The organism is Nocardia sp. NPDC056100, assembly GCF_042266325.1.
Taxonomy (GTDB): domain Bacteria; phylum Actinomycetota; class Actinomycetes; order Mycobacteriales; family Mycobacteriaceae; genus Nocardia.
The window spans coordinates 812,131-825,043 of the sequence record NZ_JBHJVY010000002.1 but is presented as its reverse complement, the minus strand read 5'-3'; the positions used below and the strand labels follow the sequence as shown (position 1 = coordinate 825,043).

10 protein-coding genes are annotated in these 12,913 nt (G+C 68.0%); 6 read left to right on the top strand and 4 right to left on the bottom strand.

The features are described from left to right. The first annotated feature begins 159 nt into the window (after nt 1-159). Entirely contained in the window at nt 160-1,683 is a 1,524-nt protein-coding gene (locus tag ACFC0O_RS15715) for a catalase (RefSeq protein ID WP_375958260.1), read from the top strand. A gap of 15 nt (nt 1,684-1,698) precedes the next feature. Here the strand turns inward: ACFC0O_RS15715 and ACFC0O_RS15710 are convergent, their stop codons facing one another. Genes ACFC0O_RS15710 through ACFC0O_RS15695 form a run of 4 tightly spaced genes read right to left on the bottom strand, consistent with a single transcriptional unit; the run spans nt 1,699 to nt 6,334 of the window. After that, nucleotides 1,699-3,030, bottom strand: coding sequence for an alpha/beta hydrolase (locus ACFC0O_RS15710; protein ID WP_375958258.1), 1,332 nt, complete (start codon nt 3,028-3,030; stop codon nt 1,699-1,701). 50 nt (nt 3,031-3,080) lie between these two features. Beyond that, nucleotides 3,081-4,349 carry an MFS transporter gene (locus tag ACFC0O_RS15705; RefSeq protein WP_375958256.1) on the bottom strand — a complete coding sequence of 423 codons (1,269 nt, stop codon included), beginning with the start codon at nt 4,347-4,349 and terminating at the stop codon, nt 3,081-3,083. Between the two features lie 29 nt (nt 4,350-4,378). Continuing rightward, a complete protein-coding gene (locus ACFC0O_RS15700; RefSeq protein WP_375958254.1) occupies nt 4,379-5,323 on the bottom strand; it encodes an alpha/beta hydrolase fold domain-containing protein in 945 nt (314 codons plus the stop codon). A gap of 12 nt (nt 5,324-5,335) precedes the next feature. Further along, nucleotides 5,336-6,334, bottom strand: a complete 999-nt coding sequence (locus ACFC0O_RS15695; protein ID WP_375958252.1) for an alpha/beta hydrolase fold domain-containing protein — start codon at nt 6,332-6,334, stop codon at nt 5,336-5,338. Nucleotides 6,335-6,438: 104 nt separating this feature from the next. Here ACFC0O_RS15695 and ACFC0O_RS15690 point away from each other — a divergent pair, with 104 nt between their 5' ends. The 5 genes from ACFC0O_RS15690 (at nt 6,439) to ACFC0O_RS15670 (ending at nt 12,889) form a co-directional block, all read left to right on the top strand. Next, entirely contained in the window at nt 6,439-7,440 is a 1,002-nt protein-coding gene (locus tag ACFC0O_RS15690) for a LacI family DNA-binding transcriptional regulator (protein ID WP_375958250.1), read from the top strand. A 175-nt stretch (nt 7,441-7,615) separates the two neighbouring features. Next, complete coding sequence (locus ACFC0O_RS15685) at nt 7,616-7,759, top strand: hypothetical protein (protein WP_375958248.1); 144 nt, start codon at nt 7,616-7,618, stop codon at nt 7,757-7,759. Between the two features lie 41 nt (nt 7,760-7,800). Then, on the top strand, nt 7,801-8,121 hold the full coding sequence (locus ACFC0O_RS15680; protein WP_375958246.1) for a hypothetical protein: 321 nt from the start codon (nt 7,801-7,803) through the stop codon (nt 8,119-8,121). A 305-nt stretch (nt 8,122-8,426) separates the two neighbouring features. Beyond that, complete coding sequence (locus tag ACFC0O_RS15675) at nt 8,427-12,584, top strand: SpoIIE family protein phosphatase (RefSeq protein WP_375958244.1); 4,158 nt, start codon at nt 8,427-8,429, stop codon at nt 12,582-12,584. Next, on the top strand, nt 12,581-12,889 hold the full coding sequence (locus tag ACFC0O_RS15670) for an STAS domain-containing protein (protein ID WP_375958242.1): 309 nt from the start codon (nt 12,581-12,583) through the stop codon (nt 12,887-12,889). Before ACFC0O_RS15675 ends, ACFC0O_RS15670 begins: the two co-directional genes overlap by 4 nt. Nucleotides 12,890-12,913: the final 24 nt, after the last annotated feature.

Here is a 12,913-nt window from a genome sequence, read left to right as displayed (position 1 = left end):
GGGATCGACGGCACAACCGCTCGTGAGCAGCTCACATAGGGCATCGACTGTGACGTGCGCCTACCGGGAGGGCGAGAAATAGTTCCCGAATCCGATTCGACTCCGCCGCAGCGGGCATATGCCAGTCAGTCCGGAAATACAGCGGTGCGGAGGAGGAACATGTCCGAGCGACGCGAGTACACGACCGATGACGCCGGGATCCCGGTCCCCAGTGACGAGCATTCCCTGACGGTCGGGCCCGATGGGCCGATCCTGTTGCACGATGCCTATCTGATCGAGAAGATGGCGCAGTTCAATCGCGAGCGCGTGCCCGAGCGCCAGCCGCACGCCAAGGGCGGCGGTGCGTTCGGGGAGTTCGAGGTGACCGCGGACGTGAGCGCGTACACGCGCGCCGATGTGTTCCAGCCGGGGAAGAAAACCGAAGTCCTGGCGAGATTCTCCACGGTGGCCGGGGAGCGCGGCAGCCCGGACACCTGGCGTGATCCGCGTGGCTTCGCGCTCAAGTTCTATACCGAGCAGGGCAATTTCGACATGGTCGGCAACAACACCCCGGTGTTCTTCGTGCGCGACCCGATGAAATTCCAGGACTTCATCCGTTCGCAGAAGCGGCGCGCGGACAACAATCTGCGCGATCACGATATGCAGTGGGACTTCTGGACCTTGTCACCGGAGTCTGCGCATCAGGTGACCTGGTTGATGGGCGACCGCGGTATTCCGCGCACCTGGCGGCATATGAACGGGTATTCCAGCCATACCTATCTCTGGTATAACGCTGCCGGAGAACGTTTCTGGGTGAAATACCATTTCAAGACCGATCAGGGTATCGAGTTCTTCACCCAGGACGAGGCCGATCAGATGGCCGCCATCGACACCGACTATCACACCCGGGATCTGTTCGAGCACATCGCCGGTGGCCAATTCCCGAGCTGGACGCTGCACATGCAGATCATGCCGTTCGAGCAGGCCACGACCTACCGGTTCAATCCGTTCGATCTGACCAAGGTGTGGCCGCACGCGGACTATCCACTCATCGAGGTGGGCCGAATGACGTTGAACCGCAACCCTTCCGACTATCACACCGAGATCGAGCAGGCCGCGTTCGAACCCAGCAACTCCGTGCCCGGCACCGGACCCAGTCCGGACAAGATGCTGCTGGGGCGCTGGTTCTCCTATCCGGACGCGCACCGGCATCGCATCGGCGCCAATTACAAACTGCTGCCGGTGAATTCGCCGCACGCCGCACCCGCGCACTCGTATTCCAAAGACGGCCAGATGCGGTACACCAATGTCTCGGACCCGGTGTACGTGCCCAATTCCAAGGGCGGCCCGCACGCCGATCCGCAGGTCTCCGGGCCGGTGGTCGGCTGGCACAACGATGGTGAGATGGTGCGCACCGCATACACGTTGCGCGCCGAGGACGACGATTGGGGCCAGGCCCGCACCATGGTCCGCGAGGTCCTCGACGATGCCGCGCGCGAGCGCCTGGTCGACAATATCGTCGGCCATCTGCTCAACGGTGTCAGCGCCCCGGTGCTGACCCGCGCGTTCGAGTACTGGCGCAATGTCGACAAGGAACTCGGGGATCGGATCGAGGCGGGCGTGCGAGCCAAGGCGGACGAGCTCGATCCCAAGGCCGAGCAACAGTCCAATCCGGCGCGCACCTCGGCTCAGCACAAGGCGTGAGCCGGTCGGGGCTGGTCAGCGGTGCAGGATCCGTACCTCGGCCGAGCGCACCGGGGTGCTCGCGCCGGGGGTGAATTGCTGCTGCGCATTGGCGGGGCCGAGGTCGACGGTGAGGGTGAGTCGGCCGTGTTCGTCCCTGCTCACCGCGGTGGGTTGTCCGTCGACGGTGACCGTGGGCAGCGCTGGCGCGGGGGCGAGCGCGGGTGTGGTGATCGTGGTGGTGCCCGAGCCGGTGAGAGTGAATCCGTCGGCGTCGGCCGAGCCGAGTTCGAGGAACTCGACCGCGCGAGTCGGATCCGCGCGCACGGACCAGCCCCGGATCTCGAATGCCGGGTCGATCGAACGAAAATCGAAGGACCGCAGCGTCGGTGGCGGATCGGTGAAGACCTGTTCGAACCGTGCGATGGCGTGGCGCATCTCGGTTTCGAACAGTGCGACACCGTGGCATCCCCATGCCAGCTCCATCCAGCGATGGGCGATGCCCAGATCGGTCAGCACGGTGTGCATGCTGCGGCTCGCGGGGTTGATGATGCCGCCTTCGACGGGGCATCCCAGCGATGCCTCGAGCTGGGTTTCCCCACCGGCGGGGTCGTAGACGCCGTTGCCGGTGTAGAGCTGCAGGTCCAGTCCGGCGAGGTTGGCGGCCAGATCGGCGGGATTGTGTCCGCGCCACCGGATTTCCTGATCCGCGCGGGATCCGTAGATCGCGTCACCGACCCCGCCCTGTAGCAGCGGGGACTGGGACAGCACGGTCCAGGTGGCGGGGGTGTTGATGTCGACATCGCCGGAAAGGCTTGCCACGGCGGCGAATCGGTCGGGGTGGCGGGCGCTGAGCATCATGGCCCCGAATCCGCCCATGGATTCGCCCATGATCGCGCGGTGCGCGCGATCGGGCACGGTGCGGAAGGTCGCGTCGATCAGCGCGATGAGCTGGCCGGTGACGAATGATTCGTACTTGGGCGCGAACGTGCCCGGGGCGCCCAGCCAGTCCGACCAGTAGCCCGCGTCGCCCCGGGGTGAGACGACCAGCGACGGATAGGACTCGGTGACGGCCTCGCCGTTGTAGGAGCGGAAGGTGGTTTCGTCGTGCGCGGTTCCGCCCAGGTAATAGGTCACCGGCCAGCGCCGCGCGCTCTCGGCGGCATAGTCGAGCGGCAGGGTGACCTCCACCGGGACCGGGGCGGCGAAGGCATCGGTGGCCACGGTGAGCCGCAGCGTGCGCGGTGTCAGCCACTGCTGGTCGATGATCACCGCATCCGCCGCGGGTGGTTGCGCGGGTGCGGGCACGACGGTGCACGCGAGCGCCACACCCGTCAGCGCGGCACCGATCCACCCGCGTGAACGCACCGAAACCGTTGCGCCCCTGCGATTTTCCGTAGTTGTTCGAATTCTGGTCATCAGCGCACCGTCCGTATCGGAAGTACGACGAGCCCACCGAGCACCGCCGCGACAATGGCGCCGATGAACAGCGCGGAATAGTTGGGCCCGGCGTTGCCGAGCGCGAGCAGCGGTGTGGCCGACAGCGGGAGCAACAGTTGCGGCAGTTGATAGGACAGGGCGATGACCGCGAGCCCGGCTCCGGCTCCGGTCTCGGCGGAATCGGGCAGCAGCTCGGTCATCATGGCAACATCGACGCAGACGAACGCGCCCTGCCCCATACCGACCAGCGCGATGCCGAGGGTGAACACGACCAGTTCCTGCGCGGACATGGTGACCAGCAGACCCAGTGCGGTGAACAGCGCCGAGCAGTACACGATCGGTTTCCGCCGTCCGGTGCGGTCGGAGAGCCAGCTGAACACCACGCTGGTGAGCACGCTGGCGGCGAACATGACCCCGATGACCGCGCCCTGGGTGGTGGTCGCGTCGGCATCGCTTAGGCCGAGGCGGTCGGTGAGCAGATACAGCAGATAGGTCGCCACCGAGACCAGTGACAGCGTCACCAGCAGTCGGCACAGCCACGCCCAGGCGAAATCGGAATGACGGATCGGATTGATCCAATAGCTGCGCAGCAGGCTCTGCCAGCCGATCGGCACCGGTTCGGTGCGCACGATATCGTGCAGCACCGCCACCATGGCGAGGCTGGTGAGCAGCGCGAGCAGCGCCGGGATACCGAACCAGAGCACCGCGTTATCCGGCAGCGCGCCGATCATCCAGCTGCCCAGCGCGGGCGCGAGCGCGGTGCTCATCCCGAACGCCGCGGCGACCCTGGCCCGGATGCGGGCGCGGATCTGTTCTGCCAGCAGGGCGTTGAGCGCCATGGTGGTGGCACCGAAACCGGCTTGGGTGATGGCCCATCCGGCGATCACGGCGGGCACGCTCGGGGCGACCGCGAGCACGGCCATGCCGATCGTGCTGACGATGGCGCCGCCGAGGATGAACGGGCGGCGCCTGCCCGCCCGGGAGGTGGACACGTCGCTGATGCGGCCGAGCGGGGCCGAGACCGCGATGATCACGATGCCGCCGACGGCGACGGTCAGCGAGAGGGTGTGGGCTTTGTCGGCGGGATCGAGTTCGGCCAGGCGCAGCGGGATACTGACGAACCCCGCGGACAACGCGGCCAGTGCGGCGCCGAAGTAGGCCAGTACCAGCGTGGGCAGGAAGAGCCGGGACTGCGCGCGGGCCGGGGGATCGGCGGCGGTGGCAGGCATCGATTCGGTTTCAGACATCATTGTCTTCCCATGGGTGGAGCGGATTTTCAGTTGTGCAGGTCGCGCAGTGCGGCCACCACGGCCGCGTGCGCGGTGCGGGCGGTAGGCGAGACGCGCTCGAAGAGCGCGCCGTTGTGCGGCAGGCCCAGCAGCTCGATCGCCGAGACCGGCACCCCGGCCTGAGCCAGCGCCGCGGCGTAGCGTGCGCCGTCGTGGCGAAGCGGGTCGCAGCCGGCGGTGACGATGTAGGTCGGCGGCTGACCGGTGAGATCTGGTGCGCGCAAAGGAGATACGAGCGGATCGCGCCAGAGCTCGGGGTCGGGCAGATACCAGCGCAGCACCGTTGCCAGCGACGCAAGTTCGGCCTCGCCGACATCGCCGACCTCACGCTCGGCCGGATCGGCGGTCAGATCCAGGAAGGGCACTTCCAGAATCTGCTGGGTGAGATGATGTTGTGCGCGTTCACGATTGAGCAGTGCCAGCGCCGCGGCGAGATTGCCGCCCGCGGATTGCCCCCACAGTCCCACGCGCGCGGGATCGATCCCGAGCGAATCCGCCTCGCGCAGTAGCCATTCCAGCGCGGCATAGCCCTGCTCGAGCGCGGCAGGGAAAGGATGTTCGGGGGCGGGGGCGTAGTCCACGGCCGCGACGATCACCTCGGCGTGCGCTGCGCGACGGGCACACTGGGCCTGGGTGGCGGGGTGGTGCAGTCCGCCCTGGATGAATCCGCCACCGTAGAAGAACAACGACACCGGCAGCACCGCCGCGTCGGTGTCGGGGTAGTACAGGCGCACCGTGACATCGGGATGGTCCTGGACCGCGACGCGATGGTCGCGGGTGCGCAGCGCCGGGCCGGGCAGGCCGATGTGCGGGAAGATCGCCTGCTCGAATTCCCAAGCCCGCGTGCGTTGTTCGTGCGGGTCGGTCGAGGGTTCGGGCAGGGCGATGCCCAGTTCGGTGAAGGCGCGAACGATGGCGGCATCGAGGGGCATGACGGAGTCCGATCAGAGGGTTGCGGGCACGGTCGGTTCGCAGCGGCTGCGCAGGAACATCGCGATGCGGTCCTGCCATTGCCGGGCGGTCGCGGAGGTCTCGGTGATCGCGGCACTGCCGTGCAGTTGGCCTGGGGCACACCAGGTCTGCACCGGGACACCCGCGGCGGCCAGGCGCGCGGCATAGGCGATTCCGCAGTCGCGCAGCGGGTCGAGTTCGGCGGTGATGATCAGCGCGGGCGGCAGATTCGTCAGGTCGGGTACGAGCGCGGGCGCGGTCCAGCCGCGCGGCGGCGCGGCGCCGAGGTAGTCGGTGCGCAGGGTGGCCAGTTCGGCGAGGTTGTTGAGATCGGCGTAGGCCCGGTAGGACTCGTCGTTCTCGATATCGAAGCTCGCCGCGGGCACCTCGAGCACCTGATGATCGAGCCGGATGCCGCGCTCGCGCGCATGGATCGCGACCAGGGCCGCGAGATTGCCGCCCGCGGACGCGCCGCCCACCCCCACGTGCGCGGGATCGATGCCGAACTCGGGTGCGGTGTCCAGCAGCCAGCTCAGCGCGTCGATACCGTCCTCGAGCCCGGCGGGGAACCGATGTTCGGGTGCGAGACGGTAGTCGACGTCGAAGATGTCCATGCCGGCAGCGACCGCGCGGGTACGCCAGAGTCGATCGTTGATCGATTCACGCACGCTGCCCAGCACGAAACCGCCGCCGTGGAAGCCCAGATGCGCGCGCCGGGCCCGGTCGGTGACCGGTGGCCGGTAGTGCACGACGGTGATGTACTCGGCGCGGGTGGGCACCGAATACTCGGTGACCGCACAGTCTTTCGGGCCGGGGGTGGTGAATCGCTCGGCGAGCGCATCGGACAGTTCCCGCGCCGCCGCGCGGCGCTCGGTCCAGTCCGGGGAGGTCAATCCGGGCAGGTCGGCCATGATTCGCAGGTTCGCCGCGAGCCATTCGATGACGGGCGGCTCGCATCCCGCCGATTCGGCCGAACGGAGGTAATCTGTCATTCAATCCCTATCGAAGTGCTTCTACGAAGGACTCTATTACCGAAGGTGATGTGCGTCAACACACGCGAATCGGGCACGCTGGGGCCATGGAATAGGGTGAGAATGTGGGGCAGACGGGCGTGACGATCTATCAGGTAGCCGAGGCGGCGGGGGTGAGCATCTCCACGGTGTCGCTCGCGCTCAACCACCCCGATCGGGTCAAACCCGCCACGCGCGAACGGATCATCGACGTCGCCGGCGAGCTCGGATATCGCCCCGGCGCGACCGCGTCCGAACGCGCCCGCAAACGCGTCGGCCGGATCGCGGTACTGGCCCCGTTCAGCAGTTATGAGAGTTACCGCGCCCGGCTGATCGGAATCCTGGACACCTTCGGACCCGACGACGTCGAAATCGTCGTCTACGACGCGCCCTCGGCAGCGCAAACCAGCACCCCGCTACTGGAAACGCTGCCCGTGCGCGGTGACGTGGACGGGCTGTTGATCATGGGCGTGCCGCTGGGCGAACAGGGCGCGGACCGATTGCAGCGCTGGGGTCCGCCCACCGTGCTGGTGGATTCGGCGCATCCGGGGTTCAGCTCGGTCACCTTCGATGACGAACAGGCCGGATACGAGCTGACCACCCATCTGCTCGACCGCGGCCATCAGCGACTGGCCTATCTGCACGAACCGCAGCGCGCGGGCGGTTTCGTCTCCGCGGCGATGCTGCGGCGCGAGGGAATACAGCGCGCGCTGCGCACCGCCGGGAAAGGCGAGTTCGAGGAACTGGTGTTGTCGGACAACCACTTCGACGCGGCGCGGGAGTTCGCGGCCGAGTTCGTCACCCGCGCGGACCATCCGTCCGCGGTCATCGCCCACCACGATGTGCTGGCCGCGGGGTTCCTGGCCGGTCTGCGCGCGGGCGGGGTCGCGGTGCCCGGCACGGTCGCGGTGGCGGGGTTCGACGACGGCCCGCTCGCCCAGGGCCTGGCGCTGACCACCATCCGCCAGCAGTTCGCCGACTCCGGGCGGCGCGCGTCGGAAATACTGCGCGCGCTGATCGAGACCGGCCGCCACGCACCCACCCGCACACTACTGCTCCCGGAATTGATCATCCGCGAAACTGCTTGAGCAGCACGTGATCCGGGCAGTCGGGCGCTACCCGCGGTGCCACAGTGATGTCGCCGAGACCGGCTTGGCGCCGATGCCGACCGCACGAGCCACTGACCAATCCTTCGCGATGGGCAGTGACTGATCATGAAATGAGTCGGGCGAGCTGGCGATCTCCTGGGTTACCATCGAAGCCGTGACCATGAGCACGTCGAGCAGCGCTACCGTACTGGCTGCCTGGTACCACGACAACGGGCTGGACAGCGATGACGCCTATGCGGCGCTGGCCGCTGAAGATGCGGCCGCGTTCGCCGAGATCGACGCCGACGCCGCCCGGTGACCTTCCCTCATGCTGATGCCGCCCGCCCGCGGCAGGGTGAGGTGTGGGCGTTCACGCCCTCGATCGCTGGTCGCGATGCCCCCTCGTCTCTGGGCCCGGATCTGGTTCTGGTGGTGTCCAATTCGCGTGACAACGCGGCACTGCCGCATGTGGCGGTGTTGGCCTTGGCCGGAGCACCGGCAACCGATCTGACGGTCTTGATGGAAGCGGGCGATCCACGACCGGGAATGACGGTGGATGTGACGAAGAATCGAACCATCCCGAAACGGTGGCTCGTCAGCTGCGAAGGCAGCATCACCCGCAAGAAGATGCGTGAGGTCTTCGCCGCTGAAATCCAATATCGTTGCCCTGAACCGGAATAGACCGCGCCGATTCAGCTGGTCGGCGAATTACGCTGCACCGCAAGCGCTGCGGGCCAGATCGCGGAGCCTGGTGTGTGCGGGTCGGTGTCCTTGTCGTCGATTCCGTTGCCCCACACGATGTTCGGACCGCACATGCGCGCGCCCGCGCCTGCCGAGCTCACTGCGGATCGGCGGGTCGAACCTTCGTGTCCGCAGTCGGCCGCTCACCGATATCCCCAGGTCGAGGCGGTCTTTGTCTGGTAGCATCCGCGCGGGAACGCCAGCGCAGGCTGCACGAGAACGAGGGAACCGAGGACGGGAACGCGGTGGTATCGGCGGAGTCGTTCGGTGTCGACGATGAGGTAGGTCCGGATCTGGCGGTCGTGGACTGGGCCGCGACCCCGCTGGGTGTGCCGGCGAAGTGGCCGCAGAGTTTGCGGACCGCGGTGGATATTCTGCTGTCGTCACGGTTTTCGATGTGGATGGCGTGGGGTCCGGAGCTGACGTTCTTCTGCAACGCCGCCTACCGGCACGACACTCTCGGGCAGAAGTATCCGTGGGCGTTGGGACGCCCGGCCGCGGAGGTGTGGGCCGAGATCTGGGACGATATCGGCCCGCGTATCGACGGCGTGCTGAAGACGGGCCAAGCGACCTGGGATAAGGGTCTGCTGCTGTTTCTGGAGCGTTCGGGATATCCCGAGGAGACCTATCACACGTTCTCCTACAGTCCGCTGCGCGATGAGCACGGTGTGGTGGTCGGCATGTTGTGTGTGGTCACCGAGGACACCGACCGCGTCATCGGCGAGCGGCGCATGGCGACGCTGCGTGATCTGGGCTCGGATCCGAGCGTGATCAGCACCGAACAGGAGATTCTCGAGTTCCTCGGCGATCAACTGAACCGCAATCGCAGCGATCTTCCCTTCACCGCGACCTATCTGTTCGAGCCCGACACCACCGCACGGTTGGTCGCGACCACCGGAATCGAGGGCGGGCACGCGGCGGCACCGACGCGCATACGCGCCCGGGACCTCGATCAGGTGTGGCCGCTCGCGGCGGCGGCGCAGGGCGAGCCGGCGCTCGTGGACCTCAGCCCGGAGGTGTTCGCGGGGTTGCCCACCGGATCCTGGTCTCAGCCTCCTCGCCAGGCCTTGGTGATGCCGCTGGCGCAGCAGGGCGCGCTGCCGGTCGGGTTCGTGGTGGCCGCGCTCAATCCGTATCGGCTGTTGGACGAGGCGTACCGCGGGTTCGTGGAGTTGGTCGCCGGGCATATCGCGACCGGGATTCTGGTGGCCCGCAGTTATCAGGCCCAGCAACGGCGGGCCGAGGAGCTGGCCGCGTTGGACCGGGCCAAGACCACGTTCTTCTCCAATATCAGCCATGAGTTCCGCACACCGTTGACCTTGATCTCGGGTCCGGTGCAGGAGTTGCGGACCCGTCTGGCCGGCGCTGAGCCCGAGGTGCGCGAAGAGGTGGAGGTGATCCACCGCAACGGGCTGCGACTGGGCAAACTCGTCAACGCGCTGCTGGATTTCTCCCGCATCGAGGCCGGGCGCATGCAGGCTCGCTACGAGCCGGTCGATCTGGCGACGGTGACCGGTGAGCTGGCCAGTGTGTTCCGCTCGGCGATCGAGCGGGCGGGGCTGCGGTTCGAGGTGGACTGCCCCGCCATGCCCGCGCCGGTCTACCTCGATCGCGGCATGTGGGAGAAGGTGGTGTTGAACCTGCTCTCGAACGCGGTGAAGTTCACCTTCGACGGCACCATCACCGTGCGGCTGCGCGACCAAGGCGAGCACGCGGTGCTGACGGTGATCGATACCGGTGTCGGGATCGCGCAGGCGGAGATGCCGCGCTTGTTCGACCGATTCCATCGGGTCGAGCACGCGCGCTCGCGCTCGACCGAGGGCAGCGGTATCGGCCTGGCACTGGTGAAGGAACTGATCGGCCTGCACGGCGGCACCATCGAGGCGCAGTCGCAGGTGAACCACGGCACCACCTTCACTATCGCACTGCGCTACGGTCACGCACACCTGCCACCGGAGGCGGTGATCGACGCCCAACCGCTCACCCCGGAGATCGCGGCGGGCTCGGCCGAACCGTTCGTCCAAGAAGCGCTGCGGTGGCTGCCCAGCACCGAACCGGACCCCAACACCGACGCCATCACCGGCTCGGAGACGCCCCCGATCGCCGGCACCCCCGTGCCGGGGTCGCCCGCGCGCGTGCTGGTCGCCGACGACAACGCCGATATGCGTGAGTACCTCACGCGTCTGCTGCGCGGTGCGGGTCATCAGGTCGAGAGCGTCGCCGATGGGCAGGCCGCATGGGAGGCGATCGGTGTCCGGCTACCGGATCTGGTGGTCAGCGATGTCATGATGCCCCGGCTGGACGGGTTGGCGCTGGTGGCGGCGTTGCGCGCGGATCGGCGCACCGCCGGTGTGCCGGTGCTGTTGCTGTCCGCGCGTGCGGGCCAGGAGGCCTCGATCCAGGGACTGGACGCGGGCGCGGACGACTATCTGGTCAAACCGTTCTCCGCCGCCGAACTGCTGGCCAAGGTCCGCGCCGGAGTACAGCTGGCGCGCCTGCGCGCTCAGCACGCCCGATGGAGCACCGCGCTGATCGATTCGTTGCAGGAGGGGTTCTTCGTCTGCGACGCCGACGGCAGCGTGGTCGAGATCAACTCCACATTCACCGAGATTCTCGGCTACGGCACCGACGCGCTGCCGTATCGCCCGCCCCTGCCATGGTGGCCCGCCTCCGAGACCGATCCGCAAGCCCATCAGCAGGCCCTGCACGAGTTCACCCGGCTGGTGGAGACCGACAGCGGTGAGGCGACGATGCCGCTGGTGCACCGCGACGGGCACCGAGTCTGGGTGCGCATCACCTACAACCGGGTCCAGGATCCGACCGCGGGCCGCCACGCCATCGTGGGCACGGTCCGCGATATCACCGCCGAGCATTACACCGCCCAACGCGATACCGCCCTGGCCGCCCTGGCCGAAGCCCTGACAGCAGCCGATACGGTGCCGGACGCGCTGCGGGCCGCGGCGCGCGAGCTGCGCCGCATCTGTTCAGCGCACCGGGTCATCCTGGCCACCTTCGCCGACCCGCCCGGGCTCGACCCGGAGCCGGAACTGATCCACGGCAGCGACGCCTGGGACCGGCTCGAGGTGAGCCTGCGCGAGTCTCTGGTGGGCCTGGTTAACGCACCGGTGTCAACACCACAGCTCGATCAGCCCGGATGTGTCGGAGTCAGCGCGAGCTATCCCCGGCGGCGGCTGGTCGCCTGGCTCGATCTGGGCGTGCGACCGCCGATCGAGCCGCAGGATCTGACCCTGCTGTCGGTGCTGGCCGCGCGACTGGGCCAGGGCCTGCACCGGGTGCAGGAGATCGATCAGCAACGCGAGGCAGCGGTGGCTTTGCAGCACGCCATCCTCGGTCCCGCCCGGCTGCCCGCCGGATTCGCGGTGCGCTACCAACCGGCCACCCGCCCCTTGCAGGTGGGCGGCGACTGGTACGACATCGTGCCGTTGTCGGACCAGCGGATCGGCATCGTGGTCGGGGACTGCGTCGGGCACGGGCTGGACGCGGCGACCGTAATGGGCCAGCTGCGCAGCGCCTGCCGGGCCCTGCTGCTCGAACACGCCCGGCCCGCCCCCGCGCTGGCCGGACTCGACCGGTTCGCCGCGCTACTACCCGGGGCGCGGTGCACGACCGTGTTCTGCGCGGTGCTGGATCCGATCAGCGGGGAACTCCTGTACAGCAGCGCCGGGCATCCTCCGCCGATCCTGGTCCACGCGGACGGCGCGATCACCACTCTCGAAGGCCCGGTCCACGGTCTTCCACTGGGAGTGCGCGTCGACCGGCCCCGAACCCAGGACCATCTGGTGCTGCCCGCGCGCGCGACGCTGCTGCTCTACACCGACGGGCTCGTCGAACGCCGCCGCCGATCCCTGGACGAAGGGATCGCCCGGGCGGGCACCGCGGTGCACGGTGGCCGCAACCAACCGGTCGAGGACCTCGCCGGGCACGTGATGAGCACCTTGACCCCGACCGACGGCTACGAGGACGACGTCGCACTGTTGCTGTATCGCCAGCCCGGACCGCTGGAAATCGACTTCCGCGCCGATCCGGGCGAGCTGGCCCCGGTCCGGCACGCCCTGCGCGACTGGCTCAAGTCGTGCGGACTGGACCCGCAGCAGATCAGCGATGTGGTGATCGCCATCGGCGAAGCCTGCGTCAACGCGGTCGAGCACGGCCACCGCGACCGCCCCACCGGAGTGATCCGCCTGCGCGCCACCGCATTAGCCGACCAGTTGTGGTTGCGGGTCACCGACAGCGGCACCTGGAAGAACCCCGATCCCGTCGCCACCGCGGTCGGGCGGCGTGGGCGCGGCATCACCCTGATGCGCGGCCTGATGGACCGGGTCACCATCGTTCCCGGCCGGACCGGGACCACCGTCGAGATGTACGCGAGGATCGCCCCATGAGCACTCCGCTGACCCTGCGCACCGGCCAGCACCGCGACGGCCGCCCGATGCTGATCGTGCAGGGCGAGATCGACATGAGCAACCTCGCCGCGTTCGACGACGCGCTGGTAGCCACCCTCGCCGAGGCCACCTCTATCGTGGTCGACCTCAGCGGCGTCGACTATCTCGACAGCGGCGCCATCAACGCCTTGTTCGCCCACGCCGAGCGCCTGCACCTGCTGTGCAACCCGCTGCTGGTGTCCGCGCTACGAATCAGCGGACTCACCGAACTGGCCACCGTCGAGCCCCTGGGCACCGGGTCCTAGCCGAGTGGCCAATATCGTTGCCCT

Bases quoted from the DNA above. Each gene is read 5' to 3' on its own strand.
- ACFC0O_RS15715 (WP_375958260.1), top strand. From the start codon at position 160: ATGTCCGAGCGACGCGAGTACACGACCGATGACGCCGGGATCCCGGTC.
- ACFC0O_RS15705 (WP_375958256.1), bottom strand. From the start codon at position 4,349: ATGTCTGAAACCGAATCGATGCCTGCCACCGCCGCCGATCCCCCGGCC.
- ACFC0O_RS15700 (WP_375958254.1), bottom strand. From the start codon at position 5,323: ATGCCCCTCGATGCCGCCATCGTTCGCGCCTTCACCGAACTGGGCATC.
- ACFC0O_RS15695 (WP_375958252.1), bottom strand. From the start codon at position 6,334: ATGACAGATTACCTCCGTTCGGCCGAATCGGCGGGATGCGAGCCGCCC.
- ACFC0O_RS15670 (WP_375958242.1), top strand. From the start codon at position 12,581: ATGAGCACTCCGCTGACCCTGCGCACCGGCCAGCACCGCGACGGCCGC.